We start from the raw sequence: 26,063 nt of genomic DNA on the forward strand, positions 1-26,063 counted from the left end.
TCCTAATCCTGATGCTACTCAATTGAATTAGTTGATTGCCAACATTCAACAGTAAAAAGAATACTACAAACTAATCATTTTTTGGAAAGATCGATTGCGCAAGAAGTATATGCGGACAAAGAAATGGTACATTATCAAATGGCTTGTTTGGATCATATTATTGATATTATAAGCTTCGATGTACCGATAATCGTAGAAAAAAGTAATTTGTAATGTAGTGTTCACTATTTCGAGCTGGAAACAAGTGACTTTTTAGCAATTTGCAATTATAATCCTAGATGTATGCTTGGGAGCGTATAGTAGTTTTGGTCATACATTGAGTTCACGCTGGAGGGGGAGAAACCATGTCTAAAGAAAATAAGCAACAACTTTTTAAAGCTGCAATGGGGAATTATCCTACAGGAGTTACAGTAGTAACATCGGTAGATAATGAGGGGAAACCAGTAGGGCTTGCAGTAAATTCATTCGCTTCTGTATCGCTTGATCCACTGATGATACTTTGGTCCATTGATCATAGAGTTTCGTCAATAAATACATTTAAAAATTGCCAACGATTCGTTGTCCATTTATTAGCTGCTGATCAACAAGAAGTAGTGCAGGTATTCTCTACTCGACATATGGATAGATTTAGTCAAGTGGCATGGCAAATGTCTAAACATAACGTACCTATTATTGCTGGAGCGTATGCAACGATGGAGTGCGAAACGGTGCAAACAGTGGAAGCGGGAGATCATACAATTTTGATAGGGGCTGTGACGGAACTTACTGCGGAAGATAAGCAACCACTACTGTACCACCGAAGACAAATGGGTGCGATACCGGCTTCATTTTATGAAAACTAATTTTATAACTTGTTATTATCTAAACGATCTTAAAGTATCAGTACGTCCTAACGAGAAGTTATTTCTCTTATTAGGATTTACTGATGTTACTTTTAAACTAAATTATATTATATTACTTATGGTTCTAGCTAACGCTGGAGCCTTTTTTATATTAAACAGAGGAAAGGGGAAAGTTACTTCAACTGCTGACGATATTGTTTAGGAGTTATTTGCTCATACTCTTTAAATATTCTATTAAAGTAATTAGGCTCCATGCCTAAACGCCAGGCAATCTCTTTAATAGGAACCGTCGTATCTTCTTCTAACCATAATTTAGCTTGCTGCATTCTGATTCGTTGCAGATAGGTATGTGGAGTGGTCCCATAACTGTTTTTGAAAAGTTTTTGAAAATGCTGCGGTGAATAACCAACAACATTAGCGATATTTGCAATTGAAATTTTTTCAGTGTAATGGTTGTTCATATAATGTATTGCTTTTTGTAATGCTTTATCGATGTTATGGCTGTCTGTTACATTTTCCTTGGGCTCAGTTTCTTGCAGTTTATCTAGTAAAGTGACTAGAAATTCATATAGTTTTACGGAAATGATACTTAACTGATTCGCTGTCGGATGACCACTACTATTCCATAATTGTTCTATTTGATTGAATAACGCCGTAGTTCGAACAATTGTAATTGGTTTATTCAGTGGAAGTTGACAATCGTAAACAAAGCTTTGGGCTAAATCACCGGTGAATCCGACATAAGCAAGTAACCAATCTTCATTTCCTATAGGTTTATATTCGTGATTTTGACCCTCTGGTATGATTAGTAGTTGGTTTTTTTGTAAACTACATTGACGTTGATTAGATAAGGAGAAACTCCCCGAACCTTCTATCGTAAAAAAGATTTGCCAGGCTGGATAACCATGAGGTCTTGTTTGGTATTGTTGTACATGTGAACCTATGCTATAGAGGTGAAGTGGCAAGCGATTTTCTCTCCACGGTGATAGTCGAAAAGGTAGAAACAATATAGAAACCGCCCTTCTATCTTCATATAATGCTATTATATATTACTATTGTTCTAACTGCTATTTATATATTGTTTTACACTAGATATAAGGTTCGAAAAAGAATTTAGCAGGGAGGGTATTATTTATGAAGGAATTAGAGCAAGTAAGACAAAAGCAATTGTTTAATGCGAATTGGGATTTCTATAAAGGGGATATTTCAATTCCATACTCGGTCAAAGCGGGGATGACTGGTGGGATTACGGATAATATGGCTACAGCGGAAGGCGAGTGGCTACATATTGCTTTTAACGACAAAGGGATGGGTCATACTAATTTACAGTGGCGCTCATTGAGTCTACCGCATGACTGGTGTGTAGAGCAGCAATACGTGAACGATAATTCGATCGGAGCAAGACCAGGTAGTCATGGTTTTTTACCAACAGGTATTGGCTTTTATCGCAAGCAATTTACCATTGATAAGTCTGGCGAAGGTAAGAAGTGGACCGTTAACTTTGATGGGGTGACAGGGGTAAGTACGGTGTGGGTCAGTGGACACCAGTTAGGAGAACATCGTGGTGGTTATATTGGTTTTTCCTATGATTTGACCGATATATTACGCTATGGTGATGAAGGTAAAAACGTCATTCTCATTAAAGTAGATGCGACGGATTATGAAGGTTGGTGGTATGAGGGATGTGGGATTTATCGTAACGTTTGGCTCGAACAAACAGATAAGTTGCATGTTGCAGAGCATGGTACTTATATTACTACGCCAGTCATCACAGCTACTCAAGCAGAAATTCATATAGAAACGCGACTTAAAAATGAGTATACGGTAGATAAGCAAGTGAATATGGTGACAGAATTATATGATGCAGTTGGTCAGTTGTTATCAACAGATGCGGTTGATGTTACCGTAGACTGGTATAAAGAAGTTGTAGTAGCACAAGTAATGACTGTTGACCAGCCGGAATTATGGTCGCCAGATACACCAGTGTTATATACAGCGATAACGACATTATATATAGATGAGATATGCGTTGATCAATATGAGACGACATTTGGTATTCGTAGCATTCATTTTGATCCGAACGAAGGATTTTTCTTAAATGATCAGCATCTTCCGATTAAAGGAACGTGTAATCATCAAGATTTTGCCGGAGTAGGAGTGGCGCTACCAGTAAGCTTGATTGAATATAAAATAAAATTGTTGAAAGAAATGGGCTGTAATGCTTATCGTAGTGCCCATCATCCACCAACGCCAGAGTTACTTGAAATATGTGATCGTTTAGGTATGTTAGTAATGGATGAAAATAGAAAGTTAGATAGTAGTCCAAATGGGCTTTGGCAGTTGGAACGATTAATCTATCGGGATCGAAATCATCCGAGTGTTATTATTTGGAGTATGGAAAATGAGGAAATTCTTGAAGGAACAGTAATGGGGGCACGCATTCTAAAAACATTAGTCGATACAACAAAGCGGTTAGATCCGACAAGACCAACACTCGCAGCGATGAATCATGGTTGGAATGAAGGCGGTTACGCGGACGTAGCAGATATTGTAGGTTACAATTACGGGCAACGGGAAGATCAAGATGTACGAGATCACGAAACGTATCCTAATCGGATTATAATTGGTAGTGAGAGTGCTAGCTTCACGGTTACACGGGGTATTTATGAAGATGATCAGGAAAAAGGTTATTGTTCAATGTATGGTACGGATATACCATCATGGAGTTGTAGCGTAGAAAAAGCATGGGGCGATGTTGTTCGTCACCCGTTTTTAACAGGGGTGTTTATGTGGACTGGATTTGATTATCGTGGTGAACCGACGCCGCACTTATGGCCATGTGTTAATTCTCATTTTGGCTTAATGGATACGTGTGGTTTTCCGAAAGACGTCTACTACTATATGCAAGCAGCTTGGACAGACGAGCCTGTCGTTCATCTGTTCCCGCACTGGAACTTACCGGATAAAGTAGGGAAAGAAATAGAAGTTCGTATATTTGCTAATACAGAAACGGTAGAGTTAGTATTAAATGGTCGCAGTTTAGGGGAGCGAGTAGTAGATCGTAATGATCATCTAGCATGGAAGGTTACGTATGAGCCGGGTGAACTAAAAGCGATTGGTAAAACGAATGGTCAAGTGATCAAAGAGTATAGCGTAGTAACGACTGGTGCAGCTCACCAAATAGCGTTATACCCAAATCGAGAAGCAATGGTAGCGGATCATTCGGATACGATACCTGTTCGAGTGGCGATTTTAGATGAGCACGGTCATGTTATCCCAACGGCAGATAATGAAGTTCAGTTTAGTGTGGCTGGATCAGGTCATTTACTAGGTGTTGGTAACGGTGATCCAAGTAGTCACGAATCAGATAAAGCGTCTTATCGTAGAGCATTCAATGGTTGGTGTTTGGCGTTAATTCAAGCAGGCGATGCCGCTGGAAGTGTCACATTAACTGCAACAGCTCCGGGGTTAAAGCCAGCGGAAGTGGTATTGCAAGTAGAAAAAAATAACGAGCAAACATTAGCAAAATAAAGTAGAACATTCTATACATCGTTAGTAGCAATATAAGAAATAGCAGCTGAATTAGTTATGGTAGCAAGTGCCCACGATTAATGTTATTATTCCAGAAGATAAAGTAGATGAAAAGTCAAGAAAATAAAAGTAGGGGTTATCTAATAAGTCCTAAAATGAAAAGAAGCTGGATGGAAAAACGTAATGTTTTTCTATCCAGTTTGTTTTGATCGTATGAATATGCTGAAGCGTCTCATGCACCTATTCTTCAAATATGAAATTTTTACGTCAGTAGTCCCTCGCCATGACCGTTTATACGTTTTTTCCTACAAACCCTATGTTACTAGCTACTTTCCATGACCGTTTATACGTTTTCTCCTACAAACCCTATGTTACAAGCCTCTTTCCATGACCGTTTATACGTTTTCTCCTACAAACCCTACGTTACAAGCCTCTTCCCATGACCGTTTATACGTTTTTTCAAACAAACCCTTCGTTACAAGCCCTTTCCCATGATCGTTTATACGTTTTTTTTACACAAATCTACTTCCCTAGCTAGTCGTTATTTTTTCTCTGATTTCGTATTATCAGGTCAACTAGAAATTTCTGGTTGGTCTTTCTGGACAGCCGCTAATCTTTTGTATAGTGTCACAAATAATAGGGATCTGTTGTTAGTAGTAGTAGTAGTAGTAGTAGTAAAGGAGGAGAGTGCATGTGGAAAATCGAAGCTTGCAGCAACTATTACATGAAGCAAAGCAAGGGAACCAGCAGTCTTTTTCAGAAGTGGTGACGATGATGCAACAACAAGTGTTTCGTTACTGTTACCTTATGATCGGAAATTATCATGACGCAGAAGAAATTGTGCAGGAGGTGTTCGTGCGGGCTTATTTTAATTTAGCTAAATATGAAGAAACTGGTAGTGCTAGTGGTTGGTTATTTACGATTGCACATCGACTTTGTTTGAATAGCTGGAAGAAGCAGAGTAGATGGAAACAGTTACTTATAAAAGCGGCATCGGAAGAAGCTGTGCGGCAAGACAAGAAAGAAATAGGGATGGAAGAACGTTTAGAAGATCGAATAGAAAATGGAACAAATAGAGGAATGATAATTTTACGTTCGTTACCTATCAAACAACGAGAGATTATGATTTTAAAAGTAGTACATGGGATGAGCTATGAAGAAATTAGCAAAATTGTCGGTGGAGCGCCAGTAAATTTGCGAAAACAAATGGAGCGGGCACGGAAAAAGTTACAACGGGAACATGCCGATAACATGAAACGGGGGATTGTATATGAACAGAGATAGCGGGTTAGAAAGACAACTGAAAAACATCGAAATACATTACATTGATGTGCGGGAACAAGTGATGGAACAGATTGCAGCTAAACATGAAAAAAGAAGACGAATACGATACAGTAAGCCTCAAATAATCATTGCTTCGATTGCTGTTGCTGGTTTGTTAACGGGATTTGCAGCGACAGCGGTAGTTGGCATTCATAATGAACAAGGTAAACTTATATTTTCGATCCGTGGATTTAACGATGACAATCTCCCTCCTCTAGAGCAAGTGGAAGTAGTAGATCAGTATGTAAACCAATTGCAACCAGGGGAAGCAATCGCCATTTATTCTCCTGTCAATAATCCAGAAAATATCATTACGGTGCGAGACAAACCGATCATTTATGAACAATTGGAAATGCTGAAAGCGAACGTCCCACAGGATCAATTTGATATACCAGCATTAGATGCAAATAATATTCAGTTTAAGCGAGGATATGTTCAATATGAATTGGGGCGGCCAGATAGTAGTCGTTTAATAGATGAGAGTATTCAAAATGATGGCAAGACAGTTGTAGAAAAAGTGCCTGTTCTTGATCAAATACTAGGAGTGACGATGTTTATAGAAATGGAAAATCAGGAATATATCGTGTCTATATTGGAAGGTAGTAGATGGCAAACGTTGTACACTGATTTGGAAAAGGTGAAAGCTCATCGAACGATTGTGACAGAACATGGAGATGCGTTACTTATTGAAAGGGAGGATGGTCAGCAATTGATGTGGAAATCGGATGATGGACAACAAGATTTATTTTATGAAATGAGTGTGCAAGGAAAATCAGAAGCGGGAGCGGATCGATTAGTGGCTTTGTTACAATTTTTGTTGAAATAGAATAAAGAACAATTATGTTTTTGTTGCTCTAATTCGCTATAATAGTTATGGTATTCATTATTTTCATAGCTAATATAGGAGCGATTACATTATATGTATATACTACAAGAACGAATTCGACAAGAAGGATTAATTTTATCAGATACCGTTTTGAAGGTAGATACCTTTATTAATCATCAAGTAGATACGGCGCTAGTCGTTGCAATTGGAGAGCAGTTGGCAGACTATTTTCGCCAGGAACAAATAACAAAAGTGATTACAATTGAAGCAAGTGGCATTCAATTTGCGATGGCTACTGCAATAGCACTTCAAACACCGTTTATCTATGCAAAAAAGAAAAAATCGATTATTCAAGATGAAACTGCTTATCGTGCGCCAGTCTATTCTTTCACGAAGCAAGAAAATTATGAAGTGAGTATATCGCGAAATTTATTAGATGCTACGGATCGGGTGCTTGTGGTGGATGATTTTTTGGCTACTGGAGCAGCACTGATCGGCATAGTCGATATCATTGCACAGTCTGGCGCTCATTTGGTTGGTGTAGGCTGTGCTATCGAAAAAAGTTTCCAGGCAGGTCGTCAATTGCTAGAAGAAAAAGGGGTTCGTGTTCATTCCTTAGCTCGCATCAAACAAATGTCTCCTGGTCACATTGAATTTTTGTAGTTTTGTTATGTGGAGAGTTATCCACTACGTGCTCTATTTGGGAGTAGGTAGCTGGATAATTTTTTTTATTGGTAGCATGATGTGTATTTTACATTGTCAGAAAAGAAGACTACACTAAAAATAAATGTTATGGGGAGGAGTTGATGTTATGGATAAAAAAGAGATGGAAGGAAAGTATTGTATAGTAACTGGGGCTAACTCTGGTATTGGCAAAGAAACCGCAATAGGGCTAGCAAAAGCAGGTGCATATGTAGTATTTACAGCTAGAGATAAGAAGCGGGGAGAAGAAGCGAGAGCTGAGATTGTGAAACGAAGCGGCAATGAGCATGTGGAGTTATTGGTTGCTGATTTATCTACGCATGCAGGCGTGCAATCTTTGGCAACACAGTATTTACAAAAACATGATCAACTACATGTATTAGTCAATAATGTCGGTGGCTTGTTTCAAACGTTTGAGAAAAATAAAGATGGGATGGAACTCACCTTTGCGTTGAACTACTATGCACCGTTCCTGTTGACTCACTTGTTACTGGATACAATGAAAAAAAGCGCACCAGCCCGTATTATCAACGTTGCATCACGAGTGCAGGCGGAAAGTTTACATATCGGAAAGTTACTCCACCCAGCACCATACAAATCGATGCAAGTATATGGTACTTCCAAATTAGCCGTTATTATGTTCACTTATACAATTGCCGAAAAATTACAAGGAACGGGTGTAACGGTTAATGCTGTACATCCTGGTGTTATTTTCACACCACAATCAGCACGAGTAGCCCCAACTTTCTTTTCACCACTGTTAAAATTATTTATGTCTAGCCCTGAAAAAGGGGCACAACCATCATTGCGACTGGCAATGGAGCCAACATTGCAGACAGTATCTGGCAATTATTATAATCAATTCACTCCAAAACGGACCGTGCCATTTTCTTATGATAAACAGGAACAAGAAAAGTTATATGAGTGGTCGTTAGCATTGGTAGGAAAATATAGTTAAATCATAGAGAGAGGTAAACGAGATCTGCCAATGCTAGCCGCTAAACGTTACGAAATAAGAGTTGTTCGTTAAAACAGTCCTGTACTGCTAATGAACAGCTCTTTTTCATTTATCAAAAATCAAAAATTTTAAATCGTTTATAATATAGGCAGGATGAAGAACGTTGTTAATCGCTGAAATGGATACGTCATGAATGTAATGTGGCACTTTAAGCCAATACTAACTCTAACTACAAACATGATTGATGTAAGGAGAATTAATATGCGAATTACAATAGAAGGCGACTCTCAAATGTACATTTATTTGAAGGATGCAAAAATACATCAAATTACACATAATACATTAACCGATGTTCTCTGTTATTTGTTGTTTGATGTTGCTAATAATTTTATCGGTATTAGAATATGTAATCGAAATGCGAATACCGGGCAAGAATTAGTTTTACCGATGGTAGGCGAGATAGAATACCCATTGCATCAAGCTAGTATAACGGATAGTCATACAGAAATTGTTATAAAATTTGATCGAAATGCACAGATACATGAGGAAGCGAAGGATAAATGTTTAATTGACTTGTGCGATGCCGGAATATTCGGTATTGAGCCAATGCCTTACACTCGCGTCCGAGGAACGGAAGTCATTAAACCATTTATAGACCAGACGAAATAACCTTTACGAATAAGTGCTGTACCTATATTACCAAGTAAATCGATAGAAAAAGAAAGCTACCAATACTTTTGCCTACTAAATGTTAGATCATGCAAAAAACGAATGATAATTAAAAAAATATTAATAATGTACGTAATTTATCATTGACAAATGACTGCTTATTTCATTAAAATTGGAGACGAAAACAGTATTTAAGGAAAAACAAAAAAATATTTTCTTTTCGTATAATCTCAAGAATTGGCTTGAGAGTCTCTACTTGATCACCGTAAATGATCTGGCTACGAAAGGTGTGAAGAGGAGTTAGTTCACTACGGCCTAGTGATTCCTCTTTCCATTTTGCAAAGCCTGGAGAATTGTAAGAACATTCGTCCAGGCTTTGTTGTTTATTCCAGCAAAATTTAGGAGGTATTTAACGGAATGGAACGTTTCTTTCGGTTAAAAGAATTAGGGACAAATGTTAGAACAGAGATTATGGCTGGTCTAACCACATTTATGGCGATGGCTTATATTTTGGCTGTCAATCCATCTATTTTAGGTACAGCAGGTTTGGATTGGAATGGCGTATTTTTGGCAACAGCTTTATCCGCCGGTATTTTCACGATAGTGATGGGATTGTTCGTTAACTTTCCGGTAGCATTAGCACCTGGGATGGGGCTTAACGCCTACTTTGCTTCGGTAATTATTGCATCACAAGCAACAGACACACCAATCACTCCAGCAATGGGGTTAACGGCTGTATTTATTTCAGGGATTATCTTCTTCATCCTAACGGTTACCCAAATAAGACAAATGTTGGTTGATGCAGTACCCGATAGTTTGAAGCATGCCATTACAGTTGGTATCGGTTTGTTTATTACAGTTATCGGTTTGAAAAACAGTGGCTTGATGTCCATTTCTGTAGAATCAATAAATAATATAGAAAAGGGCGTATTTACACCATTACAAGGATTTGAATCAGTCATCGGTATCGGTAGCTTCTCCGATCCAAACATGTTGTATACGATTCTTGCTTTATTTTTAATTGCTATTTTGATGGTATTGCGTGTACCTGGAGCACTATTATTCGGAATTTTGGGTACAACAGTAATAGCGATGATTACTGGGTTTGTAGATGTTCAAGCCGTATTTACTAACCAAAAATGGGTTCCTGATTTCTCCTCGATGTTGATCTGGCATTTTGATTTTGCTGGAGTATTGGAAGTTGGATTAATTACGGTTGTTTTAACGTTTACGTTCGTGGAGTTGTTTGATACATTCGGAACTTTGATCGGAACAGCGAACCGAGCGGGTATTATGAAAAACCCAGTGGAAGGCAAAAAGCGTATCGGTAAAGCGATGTTTGTAGATGCGATTGGTGTAAGTGGCGGTGCTGTTCTAGGTACTAGTACTGTAACGGCATTCGTAGAAAGCTCTGCAGGTATTGCTCAAGGCGGACGTTCTGGATTAACAGCAGTAACGACAGGAATTTGTTTCTTGTTAGCCATCTTCCTATCACCAATTGTTGCGCTAATTCCAGGTTCGGCTACTTCAGCAGCTTTGATTATCGTTGGTGTACTGATGATGCAATCTGTCAAAGATATTGATTTTCAAGATATGGTAAGTGCTATTCCAGCATTTTTGACTATGGCATTTATGGGCTTTACGTACAGTATTGCTAACGGTATTTCATTCGGTATCGTATCTTATGTTGTATTAGCAGCAGTATCTAATTTGTTTGGTAAAGGAAAGTATAAAATCCACTGGATTATGTGGGTGCTCGCCATATTAATTATTGCTCGTTATCTTTATATGTAATGTTTAATTTACGAAAAGATGGAAAATATAATAACAACACATCAAAGAAAAGCAGCGCAGGGCCGGCGTTGCTTTTTTTTTGCTCTATTGGCTACAGGATGGTATGAAATAATACAGACGCTCAATTTTTTTAAAGTGACATTAATCACTTCCGTATAATTTTTAACACTATATAATAAGGTCAGGATAAAGAATACAGTGAGCAGTTAATTTGTGGGGAGGGCTTAAGGATGGGTAGAGAAATAACAATTCCAGAAAATCCAGTATCACGCTTTTTATTTAGTAGTACGAGAGCAAGTTGGATTTGGTTAATCGTCAGATTATATTTAGGTTATCAATGGCTGACAGCAGGTTGGGGGAAAGTAACATCTGATGCATGGACAGGTAAAAACGCTGGTGTAGCGATGAAAGGTTTTTTGCAAGGTGCAGTGAATAAGTCGGTAGAAGGTGCCGATGTTACAACGTGGTATGCATCTTTTCTAGAAAACTTCGTTATTCCAAACGCGAAAGTACTAAGCTTCGTTGTTGCTTACGGTGAGTTATTAGTAGGATTAGGATTAATTTTAGGATTGCTGACTGGTATTGCTGCATTTAGCGGAGCTTTAATGAACGTTATGTTTTTATTTGCCGGAACGTTAAGCACGAATCCTTTATTGTTCATTTTGGCTACATGGTTAGTTCTAGCGTGGAAAAACGCAGGTTGGTACGGGCTTGATCGTTGGGCACTACCGCTACTCGGAACACCGTGGAGTAAAGATATAAGGAAAGATTAACAAGTTTTACACAATGTAAAAGAACCTTACCGATCACAAATATTGTGAGGCAAGGTTCTTTTTTGCTGACAGGTGAGTTAGTGATCCATGGTTATTATCTCGTTCGTCTTTTTCTGGCAATCGTTTGTGGTTTGGATTTGGAGCTTTGTGGATTGCGTATACTTAGTGGTCGATTAGAAGAATAACTACTTGATCTGCGTGCTGGTCGTTGATTGACTCGACTGCCTGATCTTTGGACTGGTCTGCTTGCTGTTCGTCTTCTTCTTCGTTGCGCTGGTAAAGCAGTTTGCTCAGATGAATGTTCATTATTATTATTGTTTTTACTGCCAAATGAACCGAAGAACACTTTTACTAATGGAGCCATTTGTGACACGCTAGTCATAATTTTTTGTGCTTTAGTTACCGTTGTTAATATGCCATCGAGTCCGCCCATGCGATCAACTACTCGTTTAATTTCTGTCATGTTTGCCATTTTACCAAGTTTAGCTAAACTAAATCCGCTCGCTTTTTCGGCATCTTGTTGTAGTGGAATGTCGGTACTTTGTTCTACGATAGCGTTTGTTGCTTCAGGAAGAGGTAGTTCTGGTGGACGTGGTAATAAATATGGTGCTGCTGCATGACTAATAGTAGCTGTTGATGGTGAGTTATTGGTAAAGTGCCCGTGTTCTTGCGCATAATTATTTAGCATCGGTCTGCGTGGTGTATGCGAAGACACGGATGCTACTGCTTCTCTATGGACAGTGGGATCGTGGCTAAATCCGTTGCCGATTCGATAGCGCTGCTCAGACTGATGCTGACGTGAATTATTCAAACCGATCACAACCTTTTTTTATAGTCTATGGCAATAACCTATGGTGCGATTGGACGATTGTCACGGTTTTAAAAATAAACAAGAAAAACTCTTCCCTCCTGTAAAGCGTGAATACTGTAACGTTTGAAAAAATGAGAGAAAAACGCTACAATGGAGACAACAATTATATCATGGTAACGAAACACTAGGAGTGATGGGAAATGCAATTGAAAAAGCTAAATGATAAAGCAGTAGATCAATTGTTTGAAGCAATATTAACGTTAAAATCGGTAGAGGAATGTTATATATTTTTTGATGATTTATGTACAGTTAATGAAATTCAATCGTTGTCACAAAGGCTAGAAGTAGCTCGCATGCTCGGCAAAGGTAGTACATATAATCAAATAGAAGCGGAAACAGGAGCTAGCACTGCCACGATTTCTCGCGTAAAAAGATGTCTAAACTATGGGAATGATGGGTACAAAATGGCACTGGAGCGAATTGAAAACAATGTCTAGTTCATCGTAGGAGCAATCATGTTCCGTTATATGATTAGAGATGAAGGGATGAGACGTCGTGATTATGAAAAGAGCCCGCTTAATCTACAATCCTTCCTCGGGTAGAGAAGAAATGAGAAAACGGCTGCCGGATATATTGCAAAAGCTTGATATTGGTGGTATTGAAGTGAGTTGTTATGCTACTACGGGTGAGGGAGACGCCATGCTAGCTGCTGCTGATGCAGCTGAGCGAGATTATGATATGGTTATTGCTGCTGGCGGCGATGGCACATTGTATGAAGTAGTAAATGGGTTGGCGTCAAAAATGAATCGTCCACCGCTAGGAATATTACCAGTCGGAACGACTAACGATTTCGCTCGAGCGATGAGCATCCCGCGTAATTGGGACTATGCCTGCGATTTAATTATTCAACAATATAAAAAGCCGATTGATGTCGGAGTAGCCAATGAACGTTATTTTATTAACATTGCTGGTGGCGGTTCCCTGACAGAGCTAACTTACGACGTACCTAGTAAATTAAAAACGATGATTGGCCAATTGGCTTATTATATGAAGGGTATAGAGAAAATGACTCGTTTGCGTCCAACGGTACTGAAATTGGATGCAGAAGGAGTCGGGACATTTCACGACGAATATATGATGTTCCTTATCTGCAATAGTAACTCAGTCGGTGGGTTTGAACGGTTAGCGCCTAATTCCTTGCCAGACGATGGCTTGTTGGATGTTTTGTTGGTGACGAAGTGCAATCTGGCAGAATTTATTCGGTTAGTTACATTAGCTTTGCGTGGTGAGCATCTGAACGATCCACATGTCATACATTTTCAAACAAAACGATTACAAGTAGAAACACCTGACTATGTGCAAATTAACTTGGATGGAGAATATGGTGGCGTATTGCCATTTACTTTTTCTATACTACCGGGACATTTGCATATTTTTACAGATGAGACGGGAATTTCTACGTATGAATAACAATTGATTTCAGTAAGAGCGGAGAGTTAAAAATGAAATATGGTAAAGCAGGACGGCATGAGAAGGATCGCAATAAACCAGCTAAGCAAACTGCTGGAAAATCGTCCATGTCTCGCAGACGAAACAGTCGTAACAAACAGCCTTCAGGTGTATCAGGAGCATCCGCAGTAAACAATGAAAACTCCGTCCAACCAGCAGCACTAGCTGCTGGTAATTGGCATGCAAATGATATAGTAGAAGTCGATATCGTCGATTTGACGCATGAAGGTCAAGGGGTAGCGCGGTTGGCCAGCTATCCTTTATTTGTGTCCGGTACTATTCCGGGAGATCGATGGAAGGTTAAGTTGGCGCATCTAAAAAAGAGCTATGGTTTTGCCGAACCAGTAGAGCTACTTTCAGCTAGTCCGAGTCGGATTTCTGCACCATGTGCTATCTTCGATCAGTGCGGTGGTTGTCAGTTGCAACAATTTGATTATGAACAGCAATTAGTTTGGAAAAGACAGCTTGTTGTTAATAATTTGCTGAAAATTGGCAAGTTGAACGTCGTCAAAGAAGAATCCACGGTAGAAGTTGGCGAGCAAACTGGCGTTATCGTTCGTCCAACGATTCGGATGGCTCATCCTTGGAAATATCGTAACAAATCGACTGTACCTGTTGGTAGAGAGGAACGAACCGGTCAATTGATCGCTGGTTTTTATGAGCGTGGTAGCCATGAAATAGTCGATATGGATCATTGTCTTATCCAGAATGAACCTAACGATGAAGCAGTTCGAGTGGTCAAACAAATAGCTAAGCAGCTACAAATCGAGCCTTATGATGAGCGGACTAGAAGCGGATTACTCCGTCACATTATGGTGCGTAGCGGTGAAGTGACAGGCGAGATGATGGTTGTCCTTATAACGAATGGACGAATTATACCGCAGCTTGCCGAGTGGCTAAAGCGAATTCGTAAGGAACTACCGCAAGTGACTAGCATTGTCCAAAATATAAACGAGCGCAATACGAATGTTATTTTTGGCGAGCAGACGATTACGCTGTGGGGCAGCGATATTATATATGATGAGCTAGACGGTATTCGTTTCGCTATTTCTGCACGATCATTTTTTCAAGTGAATCCTAAGCAGACGATCGCACTGTATCAAAAAGCAGTGGAGTATGCAGCGTTAACAGGGCAAGAGACGGTCATTGATGCCTACTGTGGCATCGGAACGATATCGTTGTTTTTGGCACGTCAAGCGGCTCACGTATATGGGGTCGAGATTGTACCCGAAGCTATTGAAGATGCAAAGCGCAATGCTGGCTTAAATAGCATAAACAATACAACTTTTGCCGTCGGAGCAGCAGAACAGGTGATGCCTGCATGGAAACAACAAGGCATAACTGCTGACGTCATTGTAGTCGATCCACCACGCAAAGGTTGCGATCCGATATTGTTGGAAACAATCATTCAGTTACAGCCTAAACGCGTCGTTTACGTGAGCTGCAATCCCTCCACACTAGCTCGTGATCTGCGCATACTGGAAGATGGCGGTTATCGCATAGTAGAAGCTACACCAGTAGATATGTTTGCCTGGACGAGTCATGTGGAGAGTGTAGTATCAATGCATCGTGTAGACAAATAATTGGGAATGCCTAAACCAAATGTTTTATGGAATATGACTTGAGTGTCGTTAATATCTCGATATATGTTAAGAATTTATGGTGAACTATGAGATTAAATCCTCTCGCCTCCACCATGAAAAGCCCGACCTAGTACGGTCGGGCTTTTGTTTTGCCATAAAAAATAGACAATACAGTACACATCAAATTATTTAAGGATTTTTTAGTGGTGCATTGGTAGACATTTTGTCTACTTGTTTAAAATTATTTTCCGTGTGATGCAAAAGGTTCTTATCCTAGGTGAACGTGAGAATTAGGATAAAATCCGTTTTGCCATATATTCACCCTGATCATGCTCTTTGTTTTACTACATACTGGTAATAGCTATTCTTAATAAATTCAGGGTTCTATATTTTGAGAGTTTTACTGGATTCTGCAGTACAGCTTAGATATCTGATTGAGTTCTTGTAGATTATCCCTAAATAATCTTGCAGGTGTAGATAATTATTCAAAACTCTCATTTCTAACACTTTCTCGTTTTGATTCCCACTCACGTTCGCTACGAATTTCTGCTTCGAATACTTTTTCTTCTTTATTTGCCCAATCTGCAATAAAATAATCTTCGTGTTCTTTTAAATCAGATATTAAAAAAAGACGTGATTGCATTATCTCTGCCCTGGACCCTTCCCATGACATCGGTCTAAAGGTTGATTTATACTCATTCAAAACTACGATAGGATTGGAAGAGTTACTTAGGATTCTTTGTGACAAGGGAGTCCACTCTAGATTATTTTTTTCGTTTTTTCGATACGGCATAATGGTTGAGGCTGCAATAGGGTATCTTGTTTCGGGATTAATCTCACACCAGGCAATGATTAAATCATCTTCAATATTAGATATGGGATTCAGTGAACGTTCCGAAATAAATACTCGGCGTATCATGTAATTAAGTTCATCACTATCTCCTAAAAAGGAGTCGAGAAAGACTAGTGGCTGTGTTTTAGAGAGTGCTTCCAAAACATGCTCGTAGTCCCTAGAATAAATATCATAGTTTATATAAGCCTCAACAAGTCTGTCACATAGAATCCTTGCTTTTTCTTTTGCTGATTCAGTTGAAAAACAAGTCATAATTAGGATAGATAACTCATAATCCTTTTGATTTACAATGTTAGACTCTCTTGAAAAAGGAAATTGTCCAAGTAAATCTTGTCCGATAGAAATGATAGTATCACTTATAGAAGTTTCTGTAGAATGACCAGAAATTCTCATTTGTAAAATTTTAATTGATAATGCTAAACCTCCGGGCTTAGAGGATATTATTCTTAATAATTCGCAAAAATCGCTGTCACTTACTATTTGATGGACACCTTCATAGGCCAAATTCGCATATTGCGATATCGGCGTAATCCCAAGCTCTAGAGACCTTTTGACCCTTTCTATACCTTGAATTGTCATTGGTATGCTTGTTTGTAGCCAAGGATACACTGGCGCTAAAATATCATTTGTAACAGCCTCATCGAGAAAAGCCTCAGCCATGTTGGGGCTTTTGCCAAAGAAAATAGCATTTAAAAATCCCCGAATTACTTGGAAATTTCTTTTTGATTCTTCTATAAGGGAAAGTTGTTTATAAAAATTCCGCCACATTTCTTCCAAATTATCACGGCCATCTGCTAAGCCTTGTCCCAAATTAAATAGTCTAACCCCTTCATTGCTTAGAATATCAGGTAATAACTCGTTTAAAATAACATTTTGAAATGCAATTTCCTGGCCTATAGAACGAGTAGTAATTTCTGTTTGATGATAGTTATTAGTTGCTCTGGTATCTCCATTCTCGATATCGTCTACCCAAATATAGCTGAGAGGAGAAAGAGCGTACAACTTTGCTCGTTCAATTAAAGTAAGTGGTTTAAGAATAATATCAAGGTTATTTAAACGAGAAAGAATATTAGGATCCATACGTGTTTTATCGAACTTTTTTGTAGTTCTAACAGCAACCCATCCCTCTCTCCAAGTACCTTTACTGGAAATCTTCTCTGCTGCGAACTCAAGTGCATCATGCATACCTGCTCTTGACCATAATCCTCTAAATTTTTCTGCCAAAAGGACCTTTGCCTGAGATGCTACTAGGGTCTCGGAGATTGCAAGAGATATTGTATATTCTATAAATAATTTAAACCATGATTGAACATCATCTTTATCTCTTGGTGAATATCCATAGTCCCTTGAGCGAGCACCAAATTCAAATCCGTGATGGGAGCTAAAGTGCCAGGATTCCAATGATGCACTTAACAAAGAAATTCCTAGAGCGATTCGCTCATCAGAGTTCGATTCTACCAAGCTCGAAATTATTTTAAGCCTTTGTGCAGGTGTAGCATGTGTACCTGACAGATATATATAGAACAATGACTTCAACAGCGCTCGAATCGAATTATTATTTTCATTAGGATTTTCTGAAAGGGCAAATCGACTAAGCAACAAAACAGATCGTTCAAACAAATCCTTTTCGTACGCGAGAGATCGAAGAAGTTTTGTGAAAAAAGTATAGTGGGCATTATCACGTGAGAAAAACTGTTGTGCATAATCTCGACTAGAAACCCTTTCAATAACCAAAAGGGTTAGCTCTGGATTAATAGGAGCAATATTATTAAGCAAACTAATACCAAGTTCATTCAAGTCACTGACATCTCCTAATAGACCATTCTCTGAAAGCCAGTTATTCGATATTTGTTTTGCTGCCTCACATTCATGTAAGTAGCTCAGACGTCGTGAAAAAGATTTTAACAGTCTCTCGGTACCCACTCTTTCAAACGCATTATGAATACTTTCAAGTGGGATGTTTTCAAGTGCTCTTTGTGCAAGTTTATTAGCAATTGCATGGGGTAAAACAGCCCTCCATTTTCCACGTTGTTGTACAAGCTCTCGGCGTTTCAGTTCACTAACATTTTCATAAATCTCTCGGACAGATATCCCTACTAGAGATCCAAGAAGTCTAAGTTCAGAGTCGGTACTTTCAACAGTCTGACTATCGAATGAGTATACAAGCGAGCAAGCTTCTGCTGCTCTTAGTAAATTGCTATTGGATTCGTTTCTTTGTTGAAATAATCTAATAAATAGCTGGTTGTCTCTTAAATTTGCTAGGTTTTCATCTTTTTGAACTGTACGAGCTAATGCAATTGCAATACGTGCATTACCTCCTGAAACTTCTGCGATCGTGCGAGCATCTACTTCACTAATGTGATTAAATCGAACACGAATAACTTTTTCAATAAGTTCAAAGGAAGCTGGTTCTAGACGAAACACTTCAGTCTCTTCAGGTTGGTCATCTCTGACATCATACTCAACTGTTATTAAACTAACTAAACTTCCTGAAGCCGAGCATAAAGATGTTAATCGGCTATGTAATTCTGGCGGACAGTTATCTATTACTAAGATTGAAGGTCTATGAGAAGCTAGTATTCGTTCAGCAAAATTACGAGGATCAGGATTAGGACTGTCACTAATATCACAGTAAAACACTTGCGAGAGATTCAGAGGTTTGTCACCAATGCGTTCATCGAATAATGCTTGGATTAACCTCGTTTTTCCTACACCTGAAAGTCCAACTAAACGAACGGAAGAGGACGGGCGCTGTAGAATTGCTCGAAGATGGTTTATTCCATCTACTGCCGAAAGTCCTTCTGAGAGAGGGGCAGAATCATTGTGAAGACGAATGTGTCCGTCCAAAATATATTCTTCTTTAAGACCCTCCGGACAGTTTGCCCAATTTCCATATGCTCTCCATCCTTGAATTGGCCGTCCAAGTTTATCTCGTATCCAAAGGACAAGAGCGTGATGGTTACGTACCCAGCCAGCAATTCGTTCACGATCATAGAAGTCAACTTTTAAATTATGAGAGTTCGGGTAATCAGATATTGCTTCTTGCATCGCATCTTTTCGGTCTGATAGTGCTGAGTCAGCAGTTGAACCCTGACTACTCACAATAATGTAAGCTCCACTCTCGTCAATTAAGTCCTTAATAACTTGTCTAAGCTCACCATTTGGTTGCATTTCATTAATAATTGCACTACGTGGCATGTCTGGTTTTTTTACTTGAAAACAAGTTTTTGATCTCGGAATAAAGCTGTCAGAATGTAACGTGCTTGTAAGTTCAACACGGACATCAACACCGCCATCTTTGGCATTTTGATGGCCACCCCATGTAACTCCTGCGGTCGGTAGTGCGTTAAGACGAAGGTCTGCTTCACAAAGAAGGCCAATAAGAGATCTTAAATCAGCATCACTTAGCTCACTAATATCATTACCTGTAACTTCGATCATAATATTAAAAACCTCCTTCAAATTCTTCATCGGCATTTGCTTGTCGCTTTAGTAAGTTTGTCGTTCTTTAGTTACGAATCCGAAAGTTCAATGAAAAGTAGGAACAAACGGTTGTTTTTTCAAATTGACCTGTTACTTCATTAGTTCTTTTCCTAATTTATATTTGGAGTAGGCCTCTAAAATCCATACGAGATTACCTAGAAAATGATTAATTCTTAAGCCTTTCATAATATTATAGCTATATGAGTAAACGTTCCAGAACTCTTCCACGGATAGAACAAACTGCGACTTAAGTAAGAGGAGCAGATCGTCCAGTAGTAATCTTACTTCTTTCGTTTTAAATTTTTTGCCAATCAATGTTTGATAACTAAAAGGTTTACTGAAGCTATCGTAACCCTTAGAAATTTGGCTAAAGTGATCGGTATGGGTACACCAAATCAAACAATTTTTAGGCGATTTCAATTGAGATTGCACAGACGTTAAATATGCTAACGTTCCATGAATAGATACCAATTTTATTAAACCAATGTACATAGATAGCTCTAACAATTCCACTTGAAGTAGTTTAAGACGGTGAACAGGGAGTTGTACATAACTAACTCTTTTCCCATATCCGGTTGACTTCAATAAGTCTCTGATTGTCAAAACTTAATTTATAAATGTCAGGCATATTCAACTGTTTCCAAAATGTGAAATTAAATCTTTTGTCCAAGTCATTCATAATTAATACCATAATATTACCGTGTGTCCCGATTGCAATGTTTTTACCAACATATCGTTCCAATACTTTTTCGAGCGCTCGAACTCCCCTGTTTTGGGCAACAATGTTAGATTCTCCTCCTTCCCAAGCAAAGGAATAATCCTCCCATACCTTAGCTATTGCACTATCAAAGTCGCTGAGGTGTTTGTCAGATAGTAACCTTTCTTTAAAGTCTTCTTCTATGACTATATCAACATCATATATACCAGTTAACCCTTGAATCGTTTGTATTGCTCTTTTATACGGGCTTGAAATCAGGACATTTATACTTTCGTTTTTCAGTATATCAGTAACTTTCCTAGCATCCTCTCTTCCACGTTCTGATAATGGTCTATTTAATTCGTCAGCAGAATAAGTAGAATGAGCATGTCGAACAAAATATAGATTTGTAATCAACTCTGTCACCATCCAATCGATTTAGTAAATAACCATATTTTAACACATTAAAGAAAGTATTGTCTGTATATCCGGATTTATTGTCGTGATTATTCCTTTAGAAGAAGTGATCATATGGCATGGATTCAGCAGCATCGATTTAAAGGATAAAAAGCTTTTGAAAAAAACTATACATCCTACAGTTTACAGTTTAAACTAGACGTATTTAATTATATGAATGAACAAGGAAATCCAAATTAATAAGATAAGGTGATACTATGTTGCTAGAGCATAATAATCTTGAAGAATACCAGGACCCGATTAATTATGATCTTGAATTTGGCGGTGAGATTAATAAATATAATTTCTATCTTGAACTTGCAAAAATAAACCCGGGAGAAGTTTTAGAACTTGCATGTGGTACAGGATTAACAACAATACCCTTATCAAAATCCGGAATTAATATTACGGGTGTTGATATTTCTTCAGCAATGCTTTACTATGCGCGGGTTAAAGCTAAAGGTCTGCCTGTTACTTTTATTAAAAGGTGATGCTCGGACATTTGAGTCTGAAAACGGAACTGATTTATCAAACGAAGAGGAAACAATTTGGGGAGAATTTATCGATAAGGATGGAATTAATGTCAAGGTATCTGGAATGCAAACCTATGATGCCAGGAATCATATCATGTACTGGATCACTTTCCGTGATTGGGGATATAAGAAAACTGCTTCTCGAATTGCCTGTCGTTTTACTGATAATGATACTCTTAAGTCTTTGTTAACTAGTCATATTTACCTAAATGTATAACCAGTTGAGCTCAAGTGGAAGTAATGTTTGAGTTTTTTTCTTGAAAAGCTCTGTTACAGTTCTTTGTTGATTTCTTACTAAGCAGGATATTTTAAGATCATTACGGATTCATGACTGGTTTTTTTTTACAAGGGAATTTCATAAGATCGCCTCTTTCTATATGATGGTTATATGTGTTAGACAAGCAAAATTGCGCATCCGTTCATTCTATGTAGTGTGAACTCCACGGAGAAGCAAAAGAAAACTCTCTTGTTCGATTATGTGGAGAGGGAATTTAAGTACAATGTCATTGTAGATCCGATTATCAAGTTAAGTTCGCCAGAGCACGGGTTCTTTTACCCTAGCGTGACGGATAACTATTCCGATGCGAACCGCATTCTGTATTGTACGGCAAAATCGAATTATCCAGATCCGCACTTCATCGGACAGGTCTTAAATGCCGAAAGATCCATGACTTCAATGGAAGAGAGGGCTATTTTCGAAGACATCGTGAAGGAAGTGGTGGGCGCACAACTCGACGTAGCCACTCTCGCACATGTGTACGAGGAGATCCACCAGGTAATCGAAACCAACGAAGATAAGGAAGAACTCCCGAAGTTGGATTATAAAGATGTGGAACGTTTGCTGACAGTAAGCGGCATAGAGAATGTGACGACGGATAAAGTGGAACGCGCGTTTCAAACGATCGTGGACGATAGGAACTATGAAATGAAGGTAAGCAGCGTTATGCCGAAATTCACTTCAAAATCGATTAAGATCGATACAAAGATAGTCTCGATTTCGGTCAGCCCGCAGCATTTAAAGTATGTGAGACAGGTGAATTATCAAGGGAAACGATGCATCATGATTGAGATCGACGAAGATGTTGTAATCGAAGGATTCACGCTCAGTACAGAGACATTATAAACTCAGTAGACAGCGGTGGTTGATGCGGTTGCAGAGTTTGAATAGGTTGGCACATAATGTGTTCTTGAGGGAAAGAAAATATTAAAATAAGACAACAGCGATGAGAGGGGAGGGTCTTGCTGGAGGATAAGTCAAACTGGAGTACTCGAATAAATATTTGAAGTCCATGTTGTATTTAATGGGAACCGAAGATTTTGAAACAGTTCGTCACAAGGGAGTTTCTATAATTAAAATTAACCTATGACATCAATTACATCCACTTGTATGATGCGGAGAGTATAATTTAGATAATGTTTTGTGTTCGAGCGAAAAAATTAGGAGTAATAAAAATTATTTATAGATTGGAGGTATAGTATGAAGAGATTGTTAGAATTAGATAAATTATTGAACGTCATAGGTATTCTTTTAATAATAGGATTTATTGTTCGATTAGGGGCTGATTATTATAAATCACAAAATTTAATTGATGCTGCACCATTTTATAGCTTTATCATTGGCAGAAGTGTTTTGTTTTTATTGCCAAGTGCCATTTGTTTTATATCTGCTATATATTTTGTCAAAAAAAGAAGATAGCATAATTAATAGAAGATTGTTACCGCTCTTTTTTTTTTGCGCTTTTTCGGTATTACGATAAACCAATACTTTTTCATTTTGCAAGAGCTTTTTCAGGTGTGACAGCTAAAGATATGGTGAAGTATTCAACAATCGGAAGACTGAGCAAGGACGCTTTACATTGCTAGTTAGATCTGAATTGCTATAAAAATCACTCAACAAATATTTGCACTATACTTGATATATAATATAAGTTGTACGTTTATTTTAATAGTGTATATATAAGTAGGGTGATGAGATGCAAATTAATAGGCTTTTTGAAATAGTATATATTTTACTCGATAAAAAGATAGTGACTTCAAATGAACTTGCAGAACATTTTGAGGTGTCGACTCGGACGATTTATCGTGATATAGAAACGTTATCTAGTGCTGGAATTCCAGTATTTATGACCAAAGGTAGAGGTGGTGGGATTAGCCTTTTACCTGATTTTGTACTAAATAAAACGGTGTTTACAGAGGAAGAAAAAAACAGTATTCTATCTTCACTTAAAGCTGTACATTCCGTGGATTTGAGTGAAAGTGACAATGCCATAGCTAAACTTGGTTCATTATTTGGTGGTGAACAAACAGATTGGATTGAAGTGGATTTTTCGTCTTGGGCTAGTGGACAGCATGAAACGGAAACTTTTAATATGATTAAGTCTGCAATATTGTGTAAGGAAGTTATTTCATTCAACTATGCCAGTGCAAAAAGCCAGCAGACAGCTCGTCAAGTAGAGCCTTTAAAACTGTGTTTTAAAAGTGCTGCATGGTATGTATATGGATATTGTAAGGAGAAAAGGGATTTTCGTTTTTTCAAACTAAGAAGAATTAGGGAACTTCGTGTATTAGAACAACACTTCCAGCGGAAATCTCCGAAGCAAGTTTTAGTGAAAGAAAATGTGCCCCCGGGAGAGTATGTTAGATTGAAGCTAAAGTTGTCTGCCGAAGTTGCTTACAGAGTATATGATGAATTCGAAAGCTATGAGCAGCAAGAGGACGGAAGTTTTATTACTGAAATTGACTATCCAAAGGGTGAATGGTTAATTTACTATATTACAACGTTTGGTAGACATTGTGAAGTATTAGCACCGGAAGAAGTAAGAGACGAGGTAAAAAAAGAATTGCAGAACACATTAAAAAATTACGTTTAATATGACAACAAGCTGTCATATTAGACAGAGTATAATAGCCTTATCAAACAGATGGAGGTTATGTAAAGTGAAATATGAAATTGTGCATTTAGAGCAAAAAACAGTTGTAGGTGTTAGTGCAATTACCGGTAATACTGATCCAAACATGGGTGAAATTATTCAAGGGCTTTGGGATAAATTATACCAAAGTGGAATAAATGTTTCGATTGAAAACAAGATTAATCAGTATGCGATTGGACTTTATTCTGATTACTCCAATGACCAGTACTGTGTTACAGTTGGTAACGAGGTTTCCAAAGCGGTCAATGATGAACTAACTACTAAGACGATTCCAGCAGGTAAATACGCAAAGTTTTCTGTACATGGACCGATGGGGACTGTTGTAGCCGAAGCTTGGGGTGAAATCTGGAAAATGGACTTGGATAGAAGTTTTACAGGAGATTTCGAGGAGTATCTTAATAATGATTGGGAAAACACAGATGTTGATATTTATATTGCATTAAAATAAATACTAGCTTTGTAACTTGTTGAAGCTGCTGTCTGTGATTTTCAAGTGTTAGTAACTATAGTCCAATCACTGATTGACAAGTCAATCTAAAGTGTATATGATGTTAACTGTCACTAGGGGAGCCCACATTATGGGCTGAGACTGAAATTAAATTCGGGACCCTTCGAACCTGATCTGGACTATACCAGCGTAGGGAAGTGGGCAGTTTCGATTACATCTGTAACGAATCCAGCCATTTCTTTCGAGGAATGGCTTTTTTTCATGCCATCTCCGGGAGTGACCCATTATAGTATTATAAAAAAAGAGTGGGAGTGTTTCATTGTGAGAAAGATGGTATTCATATGTACAAGCTTAATGATGTTGTTCCTTGTTATGGCAGGATGTAGTGGGGCCAAGCAAGTGACGGAAGGCGAGAAAGAGTCGAGCAATGAATTGATTGATGTTAAAATGATGATTGATTGGACGCCTAATACGAATCATACTGGGATTTTTGTAGCGCTGGAAAATGGATTTTATAAAAAGCATGGACTGAATGTCACCATTATTAATCCTGGAGATATTCCCCCAGAGCAAGTCGTTGCTGCTGGAACAGTTGAGTTTGGAATCGGAAATCAAGAAAATGTGACGCAAGCACGCATTCAAGATGTCCCGCTCGTTTCGCTTGCAGCCATCATTCAGCATAATACTTCTGGTTTTGCTGCACCTGCTAGTAAAAATATCAAATCACCTAAAGATTTTGCTGGAAAAGTATATGGCAGTTATGGAGGCGAGCCTGAGAGAGCCATTATTAAAACACTAATGGAAGAAGAGGGCGCTGATGTTGAACAAGTGAAGTTCGTGAATGTCGGGACTACGGAGTTTTTCGCTGCTGTTGAAAAGGATATTGATTTTTTATGGGTGTTTTATGCTTGGACTGGTATCGAGGCAGAGCTTCGTAACGAGCCGATTGATATGATTTATGTGAATGAGTTTTCAGATAAACTAGATTACTATACACCAGTTATTGTGACCAATGAGCAGATGATAAACGAGCAGGCGGATGTTGTTAAAGCATTTATGGCAGCGACATCGGAAGGTTATGAGTTTGCAATAGACAATCCAGAAGAAGCAGCCAAAGTGTTGCTGAAAGCAGCGCCTGAATTAGACGAAGAGCTTGTTATTGCTAGTCAGAAGTGGCTCAGTCCACGCTACAAAGAAGATGCGCCTCGCTGGGGTGAGCAAAGACGGGAAGTATGGCAGCTCTATGGCGAGTGGATGTACGACAATGGTTTAATAGAGAAACAGCTTGAAGTGGATCAAGCGTATACGAATGAATTTTTACCTAAATAATCTTATTGAGGGA

At 38.4% G+C, this 26,063-nt stretch carries 22 protein-coding genes, 1 pseudogene and 2 riboswitches; of the genes and pseudogenes, 19 read left to right on the forward strand and 4 right to left on the reverse strand.

Annotated elements, in window-relative coordinates:
- Positions 1–344: 344 nt before the first annotated feature.
- Positions 345–842: a flavin reductase family protein gene (locus ACFSTH_RS00835; protein WP_377769314.1), complete on the forward strand. Its 498-nt coding sequence runs from the start codon at positions 345–347 to the stop codon at positions 840–842.
- A gap of 173 nt (positions 843–1,015) precedes the next feature.
- On the opposite strand, the gene ACFSTH_RS00840 is transcribed toward ACFSTH_RS00835, so the two are convergent.
- Entirely contained in the window at positions 1,016–1,849 is an 834-nt protein-coding gene (locus tag ACFSTH_RS00840) for an AraC family transcriptional regulator (RefSeq protein ID WP_377769313.1), read from the reverse strand.
- Positions 1,850–1,976: 127 nt separating this feature from the next.
- On the opposite strand from ACFSTH_RS00840, the gene galA reads away from it, so the two are divergent.
- The 9 genes from galA to ACFSTH_RS00885 all read left to right on the forward strand — a co-directional run bounded on the left by galA (position 1,977) and on the right by ACFSTH_RS00885 (position 11,418).
- Complete coding sequence (gene galA / locus ACFSTH_RS00845; protein WP_377769312.1) at positions 1,977–4,373, forward strand: beta-galactosidase GalA; 2,397 nt, start codon at positions 1,977–1,979, stop codon at positions 4,371–4,373.
- Positions 4,374–4,864: 491 nt separating this feature from the next.
- A complete protein-coding gene (locus tag ACFSTH_RS00850; RefSeq protein WP_377769311.1) occupies positions 4,865–5,101 on the forward strand; it encodes a hypothetical protein in 237 nt (78 codons plus the stop codon).
- Positions 5,067–5,657 carry an RNA polymerase sigma factor gene (locus tag ACFSTH_RS00855; RefSeq protein WP_377769310.1) on the forward strand — a complete coding sequence of 197 codons (591 nt, stop codon included), beginning with the start codon at positions 5,067–5,069 and terminating at the stop codon, positions 5,655–5,657. The genes ACFSTH_RS00850 and ACFSTH_RS00855 overlap by 35 nt, the downstream gene beginning before the upstream one ends.
- Positions 5,644–6,522 carry a hypothetical protein gene (locus ACFSTH_RS00860; protein WP_377769309.1) on the forward strand — a complete coding sequence of 293 codons (879 nt, stop codon included), beginning with the start codon at positions 5,644–5,646 and terminating at the stop codon, positions 6,520–6,522. The genes ACFSTH_RS00855 and ACFSTH_RS00860 overlap by 14 nt, the downstream gene beginning before the upstream one ends.
- Positions 6,523–6,615: 93 nt before the next feature.
- A complete protein-coding gene (locus ACFSTH_RS00865) occupies positions 6,616–7,185 on the forward strand; it encodes a xanthine phosphoribosyltransferase (RefSeq protein ID WP_377769308.1) in 570 nt (189 codons plus the stop codon).
- A 148-nt stretch (positions 7,186–7,333) separates the two neighbouring features.
- Entirely contained in the window at positions 7,334–8,182 is an 849-nt protein-coding gene (locus ACFSTH_RS00870) for an SDR family oxidoreductase (protein ID WP_377769307.1), read from the forward strand.
- A gap of 261 nt (positions 8,183–8,443) precedes the next feature.
- Positions 8,444–8,851 carry a hypothetical protein gene (locus ACFSTH_RS00875; RefSeq protein WP_377769306.1) on the forward strand — a complete coding sequence of 136 codons (408 nt, stop codon included), beginning with the start codon at positions 8,444–8,446 and terminating at the stop codon, positions 8,849–8,851.
- Between the two features lie 200 nt (positions 8,852–9,051).
- Positions 9,052–9,152: riboswitch (purine riboswitch) on the forward strand.
- Between the two features lie 116 nt (positions 9,153–9,268).
- Positions 9,269–10,645, forward strand: coding sequence for an NCS2 family permease (locus tag ACFSTH_RS00880; protein ID WP_377769305.1), 1,377 nt, complete (start codon positions 9,269–9,271; stop codon positions 10,643–10,645).
- A gap of 230 nt (positions 10,646–10,875) precedes the next feature.
- The gene (locus ACFSTH_RS00885) at positions 10,876–11,418 is read left to right on the forward strand and encodes a DoxX family membrane protein (protein ID WP_377769304.1); all 543 of its coding nucleotides are present in this window, start codon (positions 10,876–10,878) and stop codon (positions 11,416–11,418) included.
- 94 nt (positions 11,419–11,512) lie between these two features.
- Here the strand turns inward: ACFSTH_RS00885 and ACFSTH_RS00890 are convergent, their stop codons facing one another.
- Complete coding sequence (locus tag ACFSTH_RS00890; protein ID WP_377769303.1) at positions 11,513–12,229, reverse strand: hypothetical protein; 717 nt, start codon at positions 12,227–12,229, stop codon at positions 11,513–11,515.
- Positions 12,230–12,429: 200 nt separating this feature from the next.
- Here ACFSTH_RS00890 and ACFSTH_RS00895 point away from each other — a divergent pair, with 200 nt between their 5' ends.
- From ACFSTH_RS00895 to rlmD, 3 genes are all read left to right on the forward strand, one after another.
- Complete coding sequence (locus tag ACFSTH_RS00895; protein WP_377769302.1) at positions 12,430–12,726, forward strand: YerC/YecD family TrpR-related protein; 297 nt, start codon at positions 12,430–12,432, stop codon at positions 12,724–12,726.
- 64 nt (positions 12,727–12,790) lie between these two features.
- On the forward strand, positions 12,791–13,699 hold the full coding sequence (locus tag ACFSTH_RS00900; RefSeq protein WP_377769337.1) for a diacylglycerol kinase: 909 nt from the start codon (positions 12,791–12,793) through the stop codon (positions 13,697–13,699).
- Between the two features lie 32 nt (positions 13,700–13,731).
- On the forward strand, positions 13,732–15,321 hold the full coding sequence (gene rlmD / locus ACFSTH_RS00905) for a 23S rRNA (uracil(1939)-C(5))-methyltransferase RlmD (protein ID WP_377769300.1): 1,590 nt from the start codon (positions 13,732–13,734) through the stop codon (positions 15,319–15,321).
- Positions 15,322–15,802: 481 nt separating this feature from the next.
- Here the strand turns inward: rlmD and ACFSTH_RS00910 are convergent, their stop codons facing one another.
- Positions 15,803–19,615: a hypothetical protein gene (locus ACFSTH_RS00910; protein ID WP_377769299.1), complete on the reverse strand. Its 3,813-nt coding sequence runs from the start codon at positions 19,613–19,615 to the stop codon at positions 15,803–15,805.
- Between the two features lie 595 nt (positions 19,616–20,210).
- On the reverse strand, positions 20,211–20,768 hold the full coding sequence (locus tag ACFSTH_RS00915; protein ID WP_377769336.1) for a histidine phosphatase family protein: 558 nt from the start codon (positions 20,766–20,768) through the stop codon (positions 20,211–20,213).
- Positions 20,769–21,028: 260 nt separating this feature from the next.
- On the opposite strand from ACFSTH_RS00915, the gene ACFSTH_RS00920 reads away from it, so the two are divergent.
- From ACFSTH_RS00920 to ACFSTH_RS00945, 6 genes and pseudogenes are all read left to right on the forward strand, one after another.
- Positions 21,029–21,301: a class I SAM-dependent methyltransferase gene (locus tag ACFSTH_RS00920; RefSeq protein ID WP_377769297.1), complete on the forward strand. Its 273-nt coding sequence runs from the start codon at positions 21,029–21,031 to the stop codon at positions 21,299–21,301.
- A 451-nt stretch (positions 21,302–21,752) separates the two neighbouring features.
- A pseudogene (locus tag ACFSTH_RS00925) lies at positions 21,753–22,466 on the forward strand (DUF4317 family protein); the annotation flags it as partial.
- A 354-nt stretch (positions 22,467–22,820) separates the two neighbouring features.
- Positions 22,821–23,039, forward strand: coding sequence for a hypothetical protein (locus tag ACFSTH_RS00930; protein ID WP_377769296.1), 219 nt, complete (start codon positions 22,821–22,823; stop codon positions 23,037–23,039).
- Positions 23,040–23,316: 277 nt separating this feature from the next.
- Positions 23,317–24,213 (forward strand): helix-turn-helix transcriptional regulator, encoded by an 897-nt coding sequence (locus tag ACFSTH_RS00935; protein WP_377769295.1) that lies wholly within the window; start codon positions 23,317–23,319, stop codon positions 24,211–24,213.
- A gap of 67 nt (positions 24,214–24,280) precedes the next feature.
- Positions 24,281–24,721 (forward strand): GyrI-like domain-containing protein, encoded by a 441-nt coding sequence (locus ACFSTH_RS00940; RefSeq protein WP_377769294.1) that lies wholly within the window; start codon positions 24,281–24,283, stop codon positions 24,719–24,721.
- Between the two features lie 105 nt (positions 24,722–24,826).
- Positions 24,827–24,934: riboswitch (TPP riboswitch) on the forward strand.
- Between the two features lie 117 nt (positions 24,935–25,051).
- Positions 25,052–26,050, forward strand: coding sequence for an ABC transporter substrate-binding protein (locus ACFSTH_RS00945; protein ID WP_377769335.1), 999 nt, complete (start codon positions 25,052–25,054; stop codon positions 26,048–26,050).
- The last annotated feature ends 13 nt before the right edge of the window (positions 26,051–26,063 follow it).

The organism is Paenibacillus yanchengensis, from assembly GCF_042684845.1.
In the GTDB taxonomy this organism is placed as follows: Bacteria; Bacillota; Bacilli; order Paenibacillales; family Paenibacillaceae; genus Pristimantibacillus; species Pristimantibacillus yanchengensis.